We start from the raw sequence: 18,503 nt of genomic DNA, 5'->3' as shown, positions 1-18,503 counted from the left end.
CCGAGGGGAGACGTGTGCACGAGGGGTTGTCGCCGGAAGCCGAGAAGCTGTACCTGGCGATGCTGGCGGGGGACAACGCCGAAACCGGTGCGGCGCGCGAGGAGCTCGAACGGCTCGGGCTGATCAAGAACGGTGAGGTGCGGCCGCCGCGATCGGCGCTGGCTGCCGTCGCCTCCGGTTACGAGGCTGCGGCCATCAGGGCCAGGGAGACGGCCGACGTGCTGGCGAAGGCCTATGCCGAGCACGGGTCGCAGGACTTCGTCGAGGTGCTCAAGGACGCGGACGAGGTGATCAGCGCGTTCGAGGAGATGCAGAGCCAGGCGAAGACCGAGATCCGGGCACTCGACCCCGGTTCGTACCTGAGCCCGCAGCCGCAGGCGAGTCCCGCGCAGCCTCCGGCGCTGGCCCGCGGTGTCGGGTACCGGGTCGTCTACGACTCCTCGCTCCTGCAGACCGAGCCGGGGTTCGCCTCTGTGCGGGCGAGCATCGCCGTGGGTGAGCAGGCGCGGGCGTTTCCCGGGGTGCCGCTCAAGCTCGTGATCGCCGACTCGGACCGGGCGTTGATCGCGGTGCCGACGGTCACCGGAGGGAACGTCGTGGCACTTCTCATTCACCCGTCCGTGCTGCTGAGTGCCCTCATCGAGTTGTTCGAGGCGTTCTGGCGGATGGCCGTGTCGATCACCCCCGGCAGTCAGGAAGACACCCACGAGGAGCCGACGACGGCCACGCGCAGGCTGATGGCGCTGCTCAGCGCCGGTCTGACGGACGAGTCGATCGCACGCGAGCTCGGCGTCAGCGAACGGACGGTGCACCGTCGCGTGAGTCGGCTGCAGCAGCTGCTGGGTGCGCAGACCCGGTTCCAGCTCGGCGTGCAGGCGTCACGGCGCGGCTGGCTTTAGTCACGAAGGGTGATAGAGCGAAGAGTGTTCATCACTCTGTGAACACCTTTGGTGACAGTTTCCAGACGTGGCGACTTTCTGCCATCACCCACGAGTGTCAAACGCGTTGAAAACCCTTCCTCCCTTCTGAAGGCACGGCTGATCCCAGCCGTGTCGGGGGCAGGAAGGGATCTCCACCGTGAGGAAGTACTTCAGAGGCGGCATCGCCGCGCTGGCGGGGGTGCTGGCGGCCAGCAGCCTCGTGCTCGCGCCGGCGGCGAGCGCGGCGGCGAAGCAGGACCCGGACACGGCCAAGCTGGCGGGCGCTCTGACGACCCAGAAGGTCACCTGGGAAGAGTGCACGTTCCCCGGCGTGGCTGAGGAGACGGTCAAGAAGTTCAAGACCGTCAAGGGCCTCGCCTGCGCCACCATCCAGGTGCCGCGCGACTGGCACAACCCCGCCGACGGCAACACGATCGGCATCCGGGTCTCCAAGACCGAGACGGCCTACAAGGGCACCAGCCGCCAGGGCATCGCGCTGGTCAACCCCGGTGGCCCCGGTGGCTCCGGCCTGCCGTGGGGAGCGGCGATGGCCCTGCGCACCCCGGTGCTCGCCGGCCAGTACGACTTCATCGGCTTCGACCCGCGCGGTGTCGGCCTCTCCACACCGCTCACGTGCAGCTACACCGTTCCGAACAGCACCGACGTCAACGTGCTGAACAAGGCGAAGGTCGACGGCTGCCTCGAGAACCCGCTGACCAGGTTCATCACCACCGAGCAGACCGCCTACGACATGGACTTCATCCGTGTCCTGCTCGGCGAGAAGAAGATGAGCTACATCGGCTACTCCTACGGCACGTGGCTCGGCACCTGGTACGCCGCCACGTTCCCGGGCAAGACGCACCGCTTCCTGCTCGACTCGGCCGTCGACGCCTCGCAGTCGACGCTGGAGAACACCTGGGACCTGCAGCCGCGCACCCGCGACCGCCAGTTCCAGGAGGCGCTGCTGCCGTTCATGGCGCGCAACGACGCCAAGTACGGCCAGGGCACCGACCCGATGGAGATCCGCCGCAACTGGGAGAAGGCCGGCGGCACCCGTGAGTTCGTGGGTCAGCTCTTCGTCGCCTGGTTCGTGATCCCGGCGATGTACGACACCTCGCAGTACCACGCGGCCGCCTCCGCCGTCGCCTCGGTGATCGACGCCTCGAAGGAGCAGGGCACCGCCTCGGAGAAGGTCGAGCAGATCGTCTCCAAGATGCTCACGACGCCGGACCTCACTGCCGAGAACAAGGCGTTCATCGCCAAGGCCAAGGACAACGCGCTCGCCGCGATCGCCAAGAAGGAGCGCGTCGCGGTCAAGTCCACGACCGCCGCCGCCGAGGTCGAGACCTGGGACGCCACGTTCGAGGCGATCCGCTGCCAGGACGGCCAGTGGAACCAGAACCTGCATTACTGGAAGTACTGGCTGGCCGACCTGACCGTGAACGCGCCGTTCATCGCGCCGTTCATGGACACGCCGCTGTGCGCGTACTGGCCGACCAAGAACTCGATGCCGAAGCCGGACAAGAAGACGTTCCCGCGTCTGTTGATCGCGCAGAGCGAGCTCGACGCCGCCACCGCGTACGAGGGTGGTCTCGCCACGGCCAAGGCTCTGCCGAACGCCAAGCTGATCAGCGTTGACAACGAGGGTTCGCACGGCCTGTTCCCGTACAACACGGACTGCGTCGACGACCCGATCGTCTTCTACTTCCAGACCGGTGCGACCCCGCGCAAGCAGTTCACCGGCTGCCAGGGCCTCCCGCTGCCGAACGAGGACAAGACCTTCGAGGTCGGCGGCAAGATGACCAACGGCAAGATCAAGATCAAGATGATCACGCCTGCCGTCAAGGAAGCCAACAAGATCGTCAAGGACCTGCTCGGCGGCTCCTCGACGGCGGCTGCCGACGAGTCGGGCATGCCGGCCAACCTGTAACACCCCTGTAGAGCTGCGGGCCCCGGCACGGCGTGCCGGGGCCCGTTTCCATTCAGGGCCGCTGACCGACCTGGTCCACGACGCCCCTCGCCAGCACGGCGGTGTCCTCGCTGCCGAGCACGGTGTAGGTCTCCGGATCGAGGATCAGGTCACCACCCCCGTGATCATCGGTGTCCGGCCACGAGATCTTCACTCCTCGACGGCCTGCCGCATCCCGTTCGTCCTGCTCCAGCGTGAGGTCGGGGACGAGAGCCAAGGCTTCGAACAACGCGGCCCTGGACTGCGGCGACAGGTAGTTCTCTCGGAGCAGGTAAGCCACGTCCTCACCGTTGACCGGCCGGTCGTTCGCACTGGACCTGTCCAGGTCGTCGAGGCCGTTGCGGTTGAGGAACACGAGCATGGCCGCGACGTCGGTGGGCATGTCCGGGCGGTACGCGGGCTCCGGCGTGCAGTCGGTGAACCGGCCGGGAACCGGCCTGCCGCCCTTTGTGGCCTGTGCCTTGCCGTCGCGGCAGCCGGGCAGCCAGGCGGGCTCCTCCGACGGGTCGTTCTGGACCATGCCGTCCCTCGTGCCGTCCACCGACTGCCAGGCTTCCCGGACGCCGTCGGGGTGCTCTGTCTTCGTGTACACGAACTGGTCGGCTCGTGGTGCGGCCTCCTGCAGGCCGCGCACGACATCAGCCGCACGGCGCAGCACTCCGGCAGCCTCGGCACTGGGTGCCGGACCGCCGAACGGCGCCAGGACGACCACGGCAGCGATCGCCGCGGCGATCGCGACCGCGCCGACGAGCGTGAAGCGACGACCGCGGCGGCGTGCGACGGCCGGACCGGTCTCGGCACGGGCTGCGGCGATCAGGCGTTCGCGAACGGGCGAGAGGTCATCGGAATTGGGCAGTTCGGTCTCCGCGACCATGCTGCGGATCAGCTGGATCTCATCCATGGTGGTTGGCTTCCTCCGGAGTCGCGATGTCGTCAGCGGTGCGCAACGTGCGCTGCACCTTCCGGCGAGCGCGGTTGAGCCGGGAGCGGACGGTGCCCACCGGGATGTCGAGCGCGGCGGCGACCTCGTCGTAGGCCAGGCCCTCCCACGCGACCAGCAGCAGCACATCGCGTTCGGCGACGGCGAGCCCGGCCAGTGCCGTGGCGAGCAGCTTGCCCATCGCCTGCGCGGTGACCTGCTCGGCGACCCGCTCGGCGTGCCCGGCTTCCGGCTCTTCGACGGGCACGCGGTCACGCAGCTTGAGCTCACGCGCCTCGGCCCGCCAGTGCCGGCTGACGAGGTTCGTGGCGATCCCGTACAACCACGGCCGGGCGTCCGGCCGGCTCAGGTCGTACTGCCACCGCTTGGCCAGAGCGGTCAGGAACGTTTCCGCCACCAGGTCGTCGGCGACCTGCCGGCCCAGCCGGCGTTCCAGGTATCGACAGATGTGCGGGCCGTGCCGGTCGAAGATGACGGCGAACCGCTCTGGGTCTCGCAGCGATGCCTCGATGACTGTCGCATCGTCGGCATCCTCCCCCGGTGAGCTCAATGACCGACCTTTCGTCGTGACGGGCTGTTCACCGCGTTATTCGCAGGTTCCCCGTTACGAGTTCACGGTCAGCGCTGCCACCACTTCTTCTTCGCGACGTCCGTGATCACGCACGTGATGTTGTCCGGGCCACCGTTCTCGTTGGCCAGCGCGATCAACTGCCAGGCGGCTTCCGTGCCGTCCTCAGTGGACAGCAGGATGTCGTGGATGTCCTCCTGATGCGCGTAGTCCGTCAACCCGTCGCTGCACAACAGGTACCGGTCACCGATCAGCGCCTGGTGCCACGACAGGTCCGGGTCGTGCGAGTTGCCCGACTGCAACGCCCGCAGCACGTACGCGCGCCGCGGGTGCACGAGAGCTTCTTCCGGTGTCATCCGGCCGGCGTCGACGAGCGCCTGGACCATGGTGTGGTCGTGGGAGATCTGCCGCAGTTCGCCTTCTCGCAACAGGTACGCGCGCGAGTCGCCGATGTGCGCGAGCTGGAACGCGAGGCCCTCCCAGCGCATCGCGGTCAGCGTCGTGCCGGCGCCCTGCGGGGCCTCGGCGTCGAGCCTGCGCGCGATCTCGGCCACCGCGGGGCCGAGATCGCCCCGCCACGCGGCGAGGACGTTCACCGCGATGGCGCTCGCGACCTCGCCGTGCTCGTGGCCGCCCATGCCGTCGGCCACGGCCTGCAGGTCCGGGCGAACGTAGACCGAGTCCTCGTTGTGCTCACGCACGAGGCCGGTATCGGTCGCCACGGCGGTGCGCAGCTCGTGTGTCATACATCCAGTAGATCAGTTGTGAACTCACTTCACAAGCAATACGGTTGTGAACATGGATGAGACGGTCAATGCCGGGGACATCGCGCGCCTCGCCGACGTGGGGCGGGCGGCCGTGTCGAACTGGCGGCGGCGGTTCGAGGACTTCCCCGCCCCGGTGGGCGGGACGGCCTCAAGTCCGTTGTACCTGTTGCGCGACGTCGAGGCGTGGCTGCGGCGCAACGGCAAGCCGTTCCGGGTGTCGCCGGCCGAACGCCTCTGGACCCAGCTGCGGACCGTTGACGACCTCAAGCTCGGCGAGGCGCTGGCCGGCGTGGAGGCCGACGCGGAGACCTTCGAGTTCCTGCACGAGCGCTACCTCGAAGCCCACTCGCGGCTGCTGAACCCGACACCGCCAGAGGTCATCGACCTCGTCGTCAGCCTGACCGACGGCGACATGGTGTTCGATCCGGCGTGCGGCACCGGAAGCCTGCTGAAAGCCTCGAAGGCACGCCACAAGACCGGCCAGGAGCTCGACCCGGTCTCTGCGGCCATCGCGCGCCGCCGGATGCCCGAGGCGGAGATCATCACCGGCGACTCCTTGCGGCACAACGGCATCGACCGGAAGGCCGACGCGGTGATCTGCGATCCGCCGTGGCACGACCGCACGTGGGGCCACGAGGAGCTCATCGGAGACGCCCGCTGGACCTACGGGCTGCCACCGCGCGGAGAACCCGAGCTGGCGTGGCTGCAGCACTGCCTCTCGCTCGCCAAGCCCGGCGGCCAGGTGGCGGTGCTGTTGCCGTCGGCCGCCGCGTCCAGACGGCCGGGCAAGCGGATCCGCGGGAACCTGTTGCGCGCGGGGGCGATCCGCGCGGTGATCACCGTGCAGCCCGGCCGCGATCTCTGGCTCCTGCGGCAACCGGTGGGCAAGGCACCCGAGCACATCGCGCTCCTCGAGGAGCCGGGTCCGGTCGAACCCAACACGCGGGTCATCGACCTGCTGGACGACGACGTCGACCTCAGCCCCGCCCGCCGCAGCCGCACCGACGCCACGGCCTATCTCGCCGCCCAACCGGCGTTCGCCATCCCCAGCCTTCCTGAGCTGCGCGAACAGTCCGCCCCGCCGATGACGACGATCGGCGAGCTGGTGCGCAACGCACCCGGCACGCACGTCGTCACCTCCCCCACCGGCGCGACGTACGAGATCGACCCCGGCAAGGTCGACCCGGACTTCCTCGAAGGCGTGCTGCGCGCCGCGTTCGCCCGCACCCCCACCGGATCTACGCGCCTCGACGTGCGCCGGACGCAGGTGCCGTCACTGCCGATCGCGCGGCAGCGGCGGTACGGGCAGGTGTTCGCCCAGCTCAAGGCACTCGAAGACGGGCTGCAGGAGGCCGCGGGGCTCGTCCGGCTCGGGTACGCGGGCCTGCTGGGCGGGCAGGTCGGCCCGGCGTGAGAGTTAGGCTTCGCGCGTGCTGATCGCCGACCGCTACGAGATCGACGACCTGCCGCTGGGGCGGGGAGGCATGGGTGCCGTGCACGAGGGACGGGACCTGCGCCTGGATCGGCGCGTCGCGGTCAAGCTCCTGCGGCTCCCCGGCAGTGATGACGAGGTACGGCAACGATTCGCGCGGGAAGCCAGGATCGTCGCGAAGCTGGAGCACCCCGGAGTCCCCCGTGCTGTACGACTTCGGCACCTACGACCAGCGCCTCTTCCAGGTCATGCAGTTCGTCGACGGCGTCACGGTCGCGGACCTCGTTCAGGAGTTCGGCCCGCTGCCGGAAGCGTGGGCGGCGACCATCGCCGCGCAGGCCGCCGCGGTCCTCACCGAAGCCCACGAACACGGCATCTGCCACCGGGACCTCAAGCCCACCAACCTGATGCTGTGCCCCGACGGCGCGGTGAAGGTGCTGGACTTCGGGCTCGCGCTGCTGCGGGAGAGCGACGTCGCGCCGTTCAGCCGGGCCGGCCAGATCCTCGGCACACCGTCCTACATGGCACCCGAACAGATCCAGCGCGGTACCGCCGAACCGCGCAGCGACCTGTACGCGCTGGGCTGCGTGCTGCACGAGATGCTGACCGGCGAACAGCTCTTCACCGGACCGACGGCCTACGCGGTGTTCGACAAGCACGTCAAGGAGCCGCCGCGTCGGTTGCGCAGCACGCTCGACCCGATCGTGCAGCGGATGCTCGCCAAGGAGCCCGCCGACCGGCCCGCGACCGCGCGAGACGTATTCGCCGACCTGCAAGGGTTCGCGCAGAACCCGCCGCCGCTGCCGGGTTTCGTGCAGAACGCCTCCACCGCGGCGATGTACGCGAGCGTCCAGCTCAGGCCGGGATCCGGTTCACCTCGTGATCGCCGGTCGCCCACAGGTGCTGCACCGCGTACGCCCGCCACGGTCGCCACACCTCCGAGCGCCTGACCAGAGCCGCGGGCGTCGACGGCAGGCCCAACGCGTTGGCCGCCAGCCGAATTCCGAGATCGGTCGGCAGGAACGCGTCCGGATCCCCCAACGCGCGCATTGCAATCGATTCCACAGTCCACGGACCGAACCCGGGCAACGTGGCCAGCCACTCGCGCGCAACGCCTCTGTCGGCTTGCGGCGACAGGTCCAAACCGGACTGCAGCGCCTCCAGCAACGCGGCCATCGTGCGGCGGCGGGACTCGGGCATCGCGAGTTCCGCGGGATCGAACTCCAGCGGGAACAGGCGCAGGTCTCCCACCGGTGTGCCGTAACGCGCCACGAGACGGGCTGCGTGCGTGCGCGCGGCTTTGGTCGAGACCTGCTGGCCCAGAACGGCTCTGATGGCGAACTCCGCGCCGTCGACCGTGCGCGGCACACGGCGACCAGGTGCGCTCATCACCAGTTGTGCCAACAAGGGGTCGGTGGACAACGCGTCGTCCACCTCGGCCGGATCGACGTCGAGGTCGAGCAGGAAGCGGCAAAGGTCTAGAGCAGTAGTCAAATCCCGCGCGTCGGACAGCTCCACAGTGCACTCGACGTGATCGGTCAAGGGCCGCAAAGCCGCTGTCCCGCAACCGAAAGGCAGCCGCAGGGAGCGCCGGTACACGCCGTCCCGCCACTCCTCGACACCGGGAACGGCGGTGGCGATCAGGTGACCGAAAAGGTTGTCAGGGCAAAGAGGTGCCTTGAACGGCAAGCGTTCCGTGAACCTTTCCAAGCGCATGCACACAAGCATGACGCCGTTCCAACCAAGACGCTGGCGAAAAAAGGACATCACATTGGACGGGGCCAACCGGGTGACCTGCTTCGCGACGCGATCTCTCCTGGCTAGTCTGACTCCTGCGCCGTTGCAGTGTCGGGTTCAGCAGGGAAGGGCGGCGTCGCGTGCGATGAGAGCGGCTTGGACGCGGTTGTCGCACCGCAGTTTCGTCAGCAGTCGGCTGACGTGGGCCTTGATCGCCCCTTCTGAGAGGTACATGAGCCTTGCGATGCGTGCGTTCGCCATGCCCTGCGCCAGGTACACCAGCACCTCCTGCTCCCGCCGAGTGAGCAGGCTGATGCGGCTGCGCGCGGCGTCCCGGCGTTCCGAGTCGGCGCCCGTGAAGTGGTCGACCAGAGCACGCGTCGCGGACGGCGACAGGATCGCCTCTCCGGCGGCGACCACGCGCACGGCGTTCACCAGAGCGTCGGGTTCGCCGTTCTTGAACAGGAAACCCGCCGCGCCCGCCCGCAACGCCGGGAACAACAGCTCCTCTGTCTGCGGCGTGCACAGCATGATCACCTGCGTTCCCGGGACGTGCCTGCGCACCAGGCGCACCGCCCCGAGCCCTTCCATGCCCGGCATCGCCGCGTCCATCAGCAACACCTGCGGGCGGTGGCGCCGCGCGAGCTCGACCGCACCGCCGCCGTCGCCGGCCTCGCCGACCACCGCGACGTTGCCGGACCGTTCCAGCACACCGCGGACTCCGGTGCGGATCAGAACCTCGTCGTCGGCGATGCCCACGGTGATCGCGCGCGGCTTGTCCACGAGTTGCAGACCTGTGCTCGCCCACGAGGTGCTGGTTGTCAACGTCATGCGCACTCCCTGTCAGACCGGACCAGTCGCCAGTTTGTTCCCGAACGAGGATCTCGGGAAGGCAGGCATAACGAGCACGTTGCGAACCGTCTCGCGCACACAGACGTGTAACGGGTTGCACCCGGCAGGTCACCATGCTCGACCTGCGTCTTTGTCGGCCCGAGACGGCAACGGCCTGCCGTTACGGCTGGAGGAGAGGACTTCATGACCAGCACCGGACGTTGTGCCCTGTGCGCCGGCACGCTGCCTCCCTCCACCTCCGAGCAGCGCAGGTCCTACTGCTCCAACGCCTGCCGCCAAAGGGCCTACCGCCGCCGCGCCGCGGTTCCCGTGGTGGCGCCGGTGAGCAGGCAGAACCTGCGCGTGCTCTCGAACCTGCCCGCGGCACGCGACACGTTCATCGGCCGCCAGCAGGAGCTCTCGAAGCTCGACCAGCTGATGCGCAGGCACCGTCTCGTTACGCTCCTGGGCAGTGCGGGTGCGGGTAAGACGCGGCTCGCGCTGGAGGCCGCCGGCCGGTTGCGGCGCGGGCGCACGGACCGGGTTCTCCTCGTCGAACTCGGTGAGGTTCGTTCGCCTCAGGACGTCATGCCGGCGGTCGCTGTGGCGCTGGGCGTCGAACAGGGCGACGAGCCGTTGCGCGACACGGTCCTGGAAACGCTCGTGAACATGAAGGTGGTCGTGGTTCTCGACAACTGCGAACACCTTCTCGACACGTGCGCCGAACTCGCCGACCTGTTGCTGAACCGCTGCCCCGGCGTGCGCGTGCTGGCGACCTCCCGCGAGGCGCTGTGGATCACCGGCGAGGTGAGCTTCCAGGTCGAGGGCTTGCCAGTTCCTTCCACCGACCGAGACCTCGTCACGACGGCGGCACCGCGCTCGGAAGCGGTGAAGCTGTTCGTCGACCGGGCCCGCGAGCGCAAGCCCGACTTCCGGTTGACCCCTTCGAACACCGCCGCGGTCGCCCTCCTGTGTGCGCGGCTGGAGGGCATGCCGCTCGCGATCGAGCTGGCGGCCCGGTGGGTGCAGTTGCTGCCCGTCGCCGACATCTGCGACCGGATGGACGAGCCGCTCGAACTGCTGACGCTGGGGTGCCGGAAGTCGCCTTCACGCCAGCGGTCGCTGCGCGAGGCGATCGACTGGAGCTATCAGCTCCTGGAGCCCGACGAGCAGTTCGCGTTGCGGCGGCTGTCCGTCTTCGACGGTGGCTTCGATCTGGCCGCGGCCACCGAGGTCTGTTCTTCCGAGCGGTCGGCGGAACCGGTGCTGGACGTGTTGTCCCGGCTGCAGGCCAAGTCGTTGCTGACGGCGGTGCCCGGCACGACCCGGTTCCGGCAGCTGGAGACGGTTCGGTTGCACGCGCGGGAGAAGCTGGTCGCGGCGGGCGAGCTGGATGTCGCCTTCGAGGCCTTGGCCCGCTGGTTCACCGACCTGTCGGACGTGCTGATCACCGCGCCGCTGTCGGTGCCGTTCGAGGTGCAGGACAAGCTCGACAACCACGTGGACAGCCTGCTGGGGACGGTCGAGTGGGCGGCAGAACGTGCGGATGAGCGGTTGCTGCTGCTGACTTCCGCACTGGCCGACTGCGCGGCCCGGCGCGGCCGGCTCGGGCAGGCGCGCGTGCTGCTGCGGGATGCGTTGCGGCGTCCGTCCACTCGGGACGACTACCGGTGCGTCGCCCTGAACCACGCCGCCCGGTTCGCCGCCGAGCAGGGTGACCACGCCGAGGCGGTCGAGTTGTCCGGGGAGGCCTCCCGCTTGGTGGGCTCGCTCGGGCATCCGGCGCTGGCGATGAGTTGCCGCAGCACGTTGGCGGCCGTGCAGCAGTCGTCCGGCGAGTGGGAGGCGTCCGACGAGAACACCACCGAGTGCCTGAGGGTTGCCGAGTTGCTGGGCGAGCCTCTCGCCCGCGCGACGTGTTTGGTGGACTTGGCACGTACGGCGTTGTCTCTCGGTAAGCACGAACGGGCCGAGAAGGCTGTCATGAAGGCACTGCCGATCTCGCGCGCGTCAGGAGTGCCTGCGCGTATCGCTTCGGCTTTGAACATGCGCGGTGTCGTGGCGTTGGTGCAGGGCGATCTGGACGAGGCCACGCACACCTTCCAGGAGGCGTTGCGGATGGACGGGATCAACCCGTTGTCCGCACCGGACGCCTTGGAGGGGCTGGCCGTCGTGGCATTGATGCGCGGTCAGGCCGAGCGCGCGCTACGACTTGAGGCGACCGGGCGGGCGTTGCGACGGTCGGTCGGGGTGGTGCCGGATCCGTTCTGGGCGGAGAAGGTCGCCGGGGCCATGCGGACTGCACGACTCATACTGCCCGTTGCGCGCGCGCAGGCTGCTGCTACGCCGTTGACCGCTGCGGAGACTGAGGCGTTCATCCAGGACGAGGTGTGGCTGGATCGGGTCGAGGCGGCGCATGACTCGTTGGATGATCACGAGCGGCGGGTGATCGCGCTGTTGGCGTCCGGGCTGACGAACCAACAGATCGCGAACCGGCTCGGGGTGTCGGTGCGGACGGTGGCCTCGCGGTTGCAGCGGTTGCGGGAGAAGCTGGGTCTGCAGAGCCGGGAGGACATCGCGGCCTGGGGTGCAGAGCGGGCGATCGGCTGACGCTGTAAACGTTTACTCACAGTTGACAGTACGGAAGGCCGTCAACGAACTCTCACCTCACGCCACAGAAACACTTTGGCATGGAACGAAGTTCGGCTGACCGTCCTCTTTGTGCAGTCGCCCGCCAAAGCTCAACGGCAAGAGACGTCGGGGCCCGGAACCACTCCAACGGTTAACCAAGTAGACCGAAACTGGACAACCACCATCCTGGAACCGTTTTCGGACTACTCCGTTCGAGTGACGGCAGAGGTCTAGACCTTGACCGGTGAGTGGTCTAAACCACATCGTTCCGGTACCCCCTGCGACTGAGGAGACCGATGTCCAAGTTCCGATGGCATCTAGCTGCTCTCTTCGCGGCCGTCGCCGCGATGGTCCTCGGTATCGTCGTCGTCCCCGCTGCTAGCGGTGCCGGTGGCGTTTCCGCCACGTTCTCCAAGGGTTCGGACTGGGGAACGGGCTTCGAGGGCAAGTACACGATCACGAACAAAAGCACGACGGCCCTGACGTCGTGGACTGTCGAGTTCACGATGCCGGCCAACCACCGCGTGACCTCGCTCTGGGACGGTTCGTACACCACGTCCGGTCAGGTCGTCACGGTCAAGAACACCTGGAACGGCAACGTCGGTGTCGGACAGTCGGTGAGCTTCGGCTTCAACGGCGCGTACACGGGTACGTTCGGCGCGCCTACGAACTGCAAGTTGAACGGTGGCTCGTGTGAGGCCGGCGGGACGAACCCGACGACCACCACCACGACGACTACCACTACTACCACCACGACGACGACCACGACTGGTCCGCCGCCGCCTCCCGGGAAGATCAACCTGGGTTACTTCGCGGAGTGGGGTGTCTACCCGGCGCGCAACTACCAGGTGAAGAACATCGACACCTCGGGTTCCGCCAGCAAGCTGACGCACATCAACTACGCGTTCGGCAACGTGTCGAACGGGCAGTGCACCATCGGTGAGGCCTTCCCCGCCATCGAGAAGGCGATGACGGCGGCGGAAAGTGTTGACGGCGTTGCCGACACGTGGGACCAGCCGGTGCGCGGCAACTTCAACCAGCTGATGAAGCTGAAGAAGAAGTACCCGCACATCAAGGTTCTCTACTCGTTCGGTGGCTGGACCTGGTCCGGTGGCTTCGGTCAGGCCGCGAGCAGCCCGGCAGCGGCGGCCGCGTTCGCCGAGTCCTGCTACAAGCTGCTCGAGGACCCGCGCTGGGCGAGCCTGTTCGACGGCATCGACATCGACTGGGAGTACCCGAACGCCTGTGGTCTGTCCTGCGACACCAGCGGCTTCTCGGCGTACAAGAACCTGATGCAGGCGCTGCGTGCCCGCTTCGGCTCGAACTACCTCGTCACCTCGGCGATCACCGCTGACGGCTCCAACGGCGGCAAGATCGACGCGGCTGACTACGGCGGCGCGGCGCAGTACCTCGACTGGTACAACGTCATGACGTACGACTACTTCGGTGCGTGGGCGGCTCAGGGCCCGACGGCTCCGCACTCGCCGTTGACGTCGTACAACGGCATCCCGACCGCCGGCTTCAACGCCGAGGCCGCGATCTCCAAGCTGCGTTCGAAGAGCGTTCCGGCGTCCAAGCTGCTGCTCGGCATCGGCTTCTACGGCCGCGGCTGGCAGGGCGTCACGCAGGCGGCTCCCGGCGGCACGGCGACCGGTCCGGCTCCTGGCACGCACGAGCAGGGCATCGAGGACTACAAGGTCCTGAAGACCAAGTGCCCCGCCACCGGCACCATCGCCGGCACGGCCTACGCGTTCTGCAACGGCCAGTGGTGGAGCTACGACACCCCGCAGACGATCGCGAGCAAGATCTCCTGGGCACGTGGCCAGGGCCTCGGCGGCGCGTTCTTCTGGGAGCTCACGGGTGACACCGCGAACGGAGAGTTGATCACAGCGATGAGGAACGCCCTCGGGTAGTTCTTCACAACGCCGGGAGGGGAGCTGGGTCAACCCAGCTCCCCTTTTGTTTCAGCAGAAGGTCGCGTTGAGCAGCTTGTCGAGCGCGGGACGCGGGGTGCCGCTGACCGGCGCGATCGTCGCCGACATGACCAGACGGCGCCGGTTGTCCGACGTGGTGAACAGCTCCGTCGAGAAGCCGGGGATTCCGCCTCCGTGGCCCCAGACCTTCGTGCCGCACACGGTCATGACCTTGAGGCCAAGGCCGTAACCCCGGCTGACCTCCGTGGTCCTGGTGAGTTCGGCCTGCTGGGCGGGCTTGAGCAGCTTGCCGCTCGTCAACGCGACGATGAACGTGTCGAGGTCGCGAGTCGTCGACACCATCTCACCGGACGCGCCCGTCACCGACGGGTTGATGTGGGTGATGTCGGACGGCTTGCCGTTCGCGGTCCAGTAGGCGTGGGCGTGCGGGCCCCTGATGTCCTGCTCGTCACCGGGCAGATAGGTGTCGTTGAGCCGCAACGGCTTGAGGATCCGCTGCTCGATCGCCTCCGGGTACGTCCTGCCGGTCAGCTTCTCGATCAGCATTCCCGCGACGATGTAGTTGGTGTTGGAGTACTCCCACTTCGTGCCAGGCGGGAAGTTGAGCGGCCGTTCCGCGGCGATCGCGACGAGCTCGCTCGCCTCCCAGTGCTTGTCGCGGATCGGCTCGAACCCGTCGGGACTCAGCGGCAGCGCTCGCGTGTAGCTGAAGAGGCCGCCGGTGTGCTGCAGGACCTGCCGCACGGTGATCTCCTTGTGCGGCAACAGGTCTGGCAGGTAGCGGGCAATGGGCGCGTCCAGCTCGGCCTTGCCCTCGCCGACGAGCTGCAGCACGACCGTCGAGACGAACGGTTTCGTCACGCTGCCGATGCGGAACTTTCCGTTGTGCGGTACCGGTTTGGTCGTGTCGAGTTCGGCGGCACCCGAACGGGCGGTGAACTGCTGCCGTCCGTCCGTGATGCGCACCTGGACGCCGAGCACTCCCCCGTCCGAGGTGAGCTGGTCCAGCGCCTGCTCGACGACCTGGCGGTCGACGGCCGGAGCCGGTGCTGCCGAGGCGGCGAACAGGCTCGCCGCAGTCAGAATGGCTGTGATCCCCATGCCCGACACGATGGCCGCTCAAGACGTGCGGCCGCTTCGTAGATCGTCCTTGAGGGACCCCTGGTCCTGACAGAACACCTTCTCCAGCAGCGAGACGAAGCCCGAGCGGAACGTGCCCCGGCCGGTGCCGCGGAAGCGACACCGGCCGTGGCGAGCAGGGTGGCCGCGGTGAGTGCGGCCACCAGCTTCATGCTCAGCAGAAGACCTCGTTCAGGATCTTGGTGTAGGGCTCGCTCGGGTCACCGGGCGTCGGCGAGCTGGTGGCGGAGAGCTCCAGGCGCTTCTTGGTGTCCGGCGTGCTCAGCAGCTCCGTCGAGTAACCGGGGATGCCGCCGCCGTGACCCCAGACCTTCGTGCCGCACGGCAGGGTCTGCACGCCCAGGCCGAGGCCGTAGTTCGGGCTGACGTCCGTCGTCTTGCTGATTTCCTTCTGCTGCGCGGGCTTGAGCAGCTTGCCGGTCGACAACGCCACGATGAAGGTGTCGAGATCGCGGGTCGTGGAGGTCATCTCACCGGCGGCCCACGCGACGGACGGGTTGATGCGGGTGATGTCGGACGGCTTGCCGTTCACCGCCCAGTAGCCGTGCGCGTGCGGGCCCTTGATGTTCGGGTTGTCGCCGGGCACCTCGGTGTCGTTGAGGCGCAACGGCTTCAGGATCCGCTGCTCCACGGCCTTCTCGTACGGCTTGCCGGTCAGCTTCTCGACCAGCAGGCCCGCGACGATGTAGTTGGTGTTGGAGTAGTTCCACTTCATGCCGGGCGGGAAGTCGAGCGGCTTGCTGGTGGCCATGGCGACCAGCTCCTTCGGCTCCCAGTGCTTGAACCGGATCTTCTCGAACTCGGCCGGGTCGCGCGGCAGGTCGTTGGTGTAGTTGTAGAGACCGCTGGTGTGCTGCAGGATCTGCCGCACGGTGATCTGCTTGTCGATCAGGCCGGGCAGGTAGTTCTCGACGGGGGCGTCCAGGTCGACCTTGCCCTCGCCCGCGAGCTGCAGCACGACCGTCGACACGAACGTCTTGGTGATGCTGCCGACGCGGAACCTGCCGTCGAGCGGCACGGGCCGGTCGCTGTCGAGCTCGGCCTTGCCGGAACGGGCGGTGAAGCGCTGCCGCCCGTCCGTCACGCGCGCCTGCAGGCCGAGAGCTCCCCCGCTCGTCGTGAGCTGGTCCATGGCCTGCTGGATGACCTTGCGGTCGGCGCTCGTGTCGGCGGACGCGACACCCGCGGTGGTCAGGGCCAGCAGACTTGCTGTGGTGACTGTGGCTACCAATCGAATCCCCATGGCAGCCACCCTGCCGCCGCCGGGCTGAGAGCGCATCGGCCCCAGGTCTGAAGCCGTCTCAGGGATGTCCCCTGCTCCTAACAGAAGACCTCGCCGAGGATCTTCTCCACACCGGCGGAGGGATCGCCCTCGCCCGCCGAGGTGTTGACGTTCAGCACGGCACGTTTCCTCGTGTCCGGCGTGGTCAGCGCCAGTGAGCCGAAGCCGGGCACGAAACCGTCGTGCCCCCAGACCGTCGTGCCGCACGGGAGGACCTGGACGGTCACCCCGAGGCCGTAGCCGGGGCTGATGGCCGTGGTCCTGGTGAGCTCCCGCTGCCGGGCGGGCTTCAGCAGCCTGCCGCCGGCGAGCGCGGCGAAGAAGGTGTCGAGGTCCTTCGTGGTGGACACGAGGTTGCCCTCCGCCCAGAAGACGGACGGGTTGAACCGGGTGATGTCCACGGGCTTGCCGTCGATCGCCCAGTAGCCGTGGGCGTGCGGGCCGTGGATCCGGTCGTCGTCGATGGGCAGCAAAGTGTCGTTGAGGCGCAACGGCTTCAGGATGCGGTGCTCGACGACCCGCTCGAGCGGCCTGCCGGTGATCTTCTCGACCAGCAGGCCTGCGACGACGTAGTTGGTGTTGGAGTACTCCCGTTTCGTGCCGGGTTCGAATTCCAGCGGCCTGCTGGTCGAGAGAGCGACGAGTTCTGCCGGTTCCCAGTGCTTGTAGCGGATCTGCTCGAAGCCGGCCGGGTCGAACGGGAGCGCGTCGTTGTGGTCGTAGAGGCCGCTGGTGTGCTGGAGCAGCTGGCGGACGGTGACCCGCTGGTCGACCAGACCCGGCAGGTAGCGGTCGACGGGAGCGTCGAGCGACACCGCGCCCTCACCGGCGAGCTGCGGGACGACGGTCGCGGTGAAGGTCTTGGCGATGCTGCCCGCGCGGAACCGGCCGTTCAGCGGAACCGGCCTGCCGCCCGGCTCGGCGGTGCCGGACCGGGCGTGAAAGCGGCGAGAGTTGCCAGTAAGCGAGTCCCCATGTCTTCGCAATGCGTCAATAGGGCTTCTTCGTTGCTTTCATGGCCGAAACGAGCATGGACCGCACTTTCGGCCAATGCACTTCCTGCTGGCACGAGTAGGCCGGGAAGAAGCCGCCGCACGTGCCGGAGCCGGCACCGATCTCCCACACGAAGCTGGGCACGCCCAGGTCCTCGTACACCCAGTCGTCGGTGGCGCCGGACGCGTTGTAGAGCAGCTCGCCGGGCTGCCCTGCCCGGAACCCGGACACCGCTGCCATGTCCTGCGCCATCCTGCGCAGAGCAGCGTCGTTGCCGGTCTTCTGCGTGCTCCAGCCCCACGGGAAGAGCACGTAGTTCCCGTAGCTGTGCATGGAGACGACAGCGCCGGTGGTGTCGGCCGAGGCCGCTGCCGTGTCGCCGGGCGCACGGGTGTCGCGGTAGAGCTTGCGCCACAACGACTGCAGCGCCTGGGTCTCCACCTCGGAGTCGGCTCGCGGGCCGCGGTAGACCTCGCTGCACCTGTTCGTGGACGTGCCGACCTCGCCCCAGTGCGAGCCCGCGTTGCGGTTGAGGTCGACGCCGCGCTGGCCGTTGCTGCAGGTGCCGTTGGCGTTCTTGCGCTGCAGGACGGGTGAGTCGCCACCGGACTCGACGATCTCGACGCCGTCCGGGTTCGCGATCGGCACGACCCAGACCTCGACGGAACCGAGCAGCGCGGTGAGGTCCGAACCGCTGACCAGGTCGTCGACGAAGCGCCACGCCATGTCGCCCGTGGTGATCTCGCGCGCGTGGAGTTGTCCCATCACGAACAGACGCGGTTTAGGTGCGGTGGGCGTCAATGCGCAGTCACCTGGGCGTTTCTGCGTGATGCAGATGGCTTTCAGGTCATATCCACCGGCGCCCTGTGTCTTGCGCCAGGAGTCGCCGTAGTCGACGACAGTGGCGAGATTCGGATGGGCTTTCGCCACCTCGTCGAGATGGGCGATATGCGCGGTAACCGTCCGGTAGCCGCCGTAGTAGGTCGAATCACCGAGAGAGCGCGGAGCCCATTGAGACGGAGGCATCACCGTCTCAACAGCAGGCCGGAAACCATCCGAACGGAGTTTATCGGCGGTGTGCGCGCCACCGACCACAAACAGATCCGCGCCGTCGCGTTGCTCCAGCACGTCGTAGCCGAGACCGAGCAACCGTTGGGCTTCCGAACCGAGCGGAGCGGGCACACGCAGCACGAACGTCGCCGGCGGGCCTTCAGCGGGGGCTGGTGACGGGCTCAGGAGAAGGCCGAGACAGGCGAGCAGGGCCAGAGCGGTGCGCATGATCAACGATGATCGGCTGCCCGGAGGAGTCGCGCCAGTCCGTTCGACCGACCGGATGATTACCGTCCGGTTCTTGGGACG

Annotated in this window: 14 protein-coding genes and 1 pseudogene; 6 read left to right on the top strand and 9 right to left on the bottom strand. The window is 68.0% G+C overall.

From position 1 onward, the window contains the following. Positions 1–14 precede the first annotated feature (14 nt). Both ABFX45_RS11570 and ABFX45_RS11565 read left to right on the top strand, forming a co-directional pair. Positions 15–899 carry a helix-turn-helix transcriptional regulator gene (locus tag ABFX45_RS11570; protein WP_233440249.1) on the top strand — a complete coding sequence of 295 codons (885 nt, stop codon included), beginning with the start codon at positions 15–17 and terminating at the stop codon, positions 897–899. A 178-nt stretch (positions 900–1,077) separates the two neighbouring features. After that, a complete protein-coding gene (locus ABFX45_RS11565; protein ID WP_346129556.1) occupies positions 1,078–2,850 on the top strand; it encodes an alpha/beta hydrolase in 1,773 nt (590 codons plus the stop codon). Positions 2,851–2,902: 52 nt separating this feature from the next. Here ABFX45_RS11565 and ABFX45_RS11560 read toward each other — a convergent pair whose 3' ends face one another. The 3 genes from ABFX45_RS11560 to ABFX45_RS11550 form a co-directional block, all read right to left on the bottom strand. Then, entirely contained in the window at positions 2,903–3,790 is an 888-nt protein-coding gene (locus tag ABFX45_RS11560) for a CU044_5270 family protein (protein ID WP_346129554.1), read from the bottom strand. After that, positions 3,783–4,379, bottom strand: a complete 597-nt coding sequence (locus ABFX45_RS11555; RefSeq protein WP_346129552.1) for an RNA polymerase sigma factor — start codon at positions 4,377–4,379, stop codon at positions 3,783–3,785. Before ABFX45_RS11555 ends, ABFX45_RS11560 begins: the two co-directional genes overlap by 8 nt. Positions 4,380–4,447: 68 nt before the next feature. Beyond that, on the bottom strand, positions 4,448–5,143 hold the full coding sequence (locus ABFX45_RS11550; RefSeq protein ID WP_109641867.1) for a PP2C family protein-serine/threonine phosphatase: 696 nt from the start codon (positions 5,141–5,143) through the stop codon (positions 4,448–4,450). Between the two features lie 52 nt (positions 5,144–5,195). On the opposite strand from ABFX45_RS11550, the gene ABFX45_RS11545 reads away from it, so the two are divergent. Beyond that, positions 5,196–6,578: an HsdM family class I SAM-dependent methyltransferase gene (locus ABFX45_RS11545; RefSeq protein WP_346129549.1), complete on the top strand. Its 1,383-nt coding sequence runs from the start codon at positions 5,196–5,198 to the stop codon at positions 6,576–6,578. 16 nt (positions 6,579–6,594) lie between these two features. After that, positions 6,595–7,447, top strand: a pseudogene (locus ABFX45_RS11540) (serine/threonine-protein kinase); the annotation flags it as partial. 4 nt (positions 7,448–7,451) lie between these two features. Here ABFX45_RS11540 and ABFX45_RS11535 read toward each other — a convergent pair. Both ABFX45_RS11535 and ABFX45_RS11530 read right to left on the bottom strand, forming a co-directional pair. After that, positions 7,452–8,312, bottom strand: a complete 861-nt coding sequence (locus tag ABFX45_RS11535; protein WP_346129547.1) for a DNA-3-methyladenine glycosylase family protein — start codon at positions 8,310–8,312, stop codon at positions 7,452–7,454. Between the two features lie 138 nt (positions 8,313–8,450). Beyond that, entirely contained in the window at positions 8,451–9,164 is a 714-nt protein-coding gene (locus tag ABFX45_RS11530) for a response regulator (protein ID WP_346129545.1), read from the bottom strand. Between the two features lie 204 nt (positions 9,165–9,368). On the opposite strand from ABFX45_RS11530, the gene ABFX45_RS11525 reads away from it, so the two are divergent. Further along, complete coding sequence (locus tag ABFX45_RS11525) at positions 9,369–11,774, top strand: ATP-binding protein (protein ID WP_346129543.1); 2,406 nt, start codon at positions 9,369–9,371, stop codon at positions 11,772–11,774. Positions 11,775–12,091: 317 nt separating this feature from the next. Next, the gene (locus tag ABFX45_RS11520) at positions 12,092–13,708 is read left to right on the top strand and encodes a glycosyl hydrolase family 18 protein (protein WP_346129541.1); all 1,617 of its coding nucleotides are present in this window, start codon (positions 12,092–12,094) and stop codon (positions 13,706–13,708) included. 51 nt (positions 13,709–13,759) lie between these two features. On the opposite strand, the gene ABFX45_RS11515 is transcribed toward ABFX45_RS11520, so the two are convergent. The 4 genes from ABFX45_RS11515 to ABFX45_RS11500 all read right to left on the bottom strand — a co-directional run bounded on the left by ABFX45_RS11515 (position 13,760) and on the right by ABFX45_RS11500 (position 18,422). Beyond that, the gene (locus tag ABFX45_RS11515; protein ID WP_346129539.1) at positions 13,760–14,830 is read right to left on the bottom strand and encodes a serine hydrolase domain-containing protein; all 1,071 of its coding nucleotides are present in this window, start codon (positions 14,828–14,830) and stop codon (positions 13,760–13,762) included. A 193-nt stretch (positions 14,831–15,023) separates the two neighbouring features. Beyond that, the gene (locus tag ABFX45_RS11510) at positions 15,024–16,112 is read right to left on the bottom strand and encodes a serine hydrolase domain-containing protein (RefSeq protein ID WP_346129537.1); all 1,089 of its coding nucleotides are present in this window, start codon (positions 16,110–16,112) and stop codon (positions 15,024–15,026) included. A gap of 77 nt (positions 16,113–16,189) precedes the next feature. After that, positions 16,190–17,137 carry a serine hydrolase domain-containing protein gene (locus ABFX45_RS11505; RefSeq protein WP_346129535.1) on the bottom strand — a complete coding sequence of 316 codons (948 nt, stop codon included), beginning with the start codon at positions 17,135–17,137 and terminating at the stop codon, positions 16,190–16,192. Positions 17,138–17,141: 4 nt separating this feature from the next. Next, positions 17,142–18,422 carry a M14 family zinc carboxypeptidase gene (locus ABFX45_RS11500; RefSeq protein WP_346129533.1) on the bottom strand — a complete coding sequence of 427 codons (1,281 nt, stop codon included), beginning with the start codon at positions 18,420–18,422 and terminating at the stop codon, positions 17,142–17,144. Positions 18,423–18,503: the final 81 nt, after the last annotated feature.

Origin of the sequence: Lentzea roselyniae, assembly GCF_039537795.1 — a bacterium.
GTDB lineage: Bacteria > Actinomycetota > Actinomycetes > Mycobacteriales > Pseudonocardiaceae > Lentzea > Lentzea atacamensis.
The sequence above is the reverse complement of the archived record's forward strand: the minus strand, read 5'-3'. Positions and strand labels throughout refer to the sequence as shown.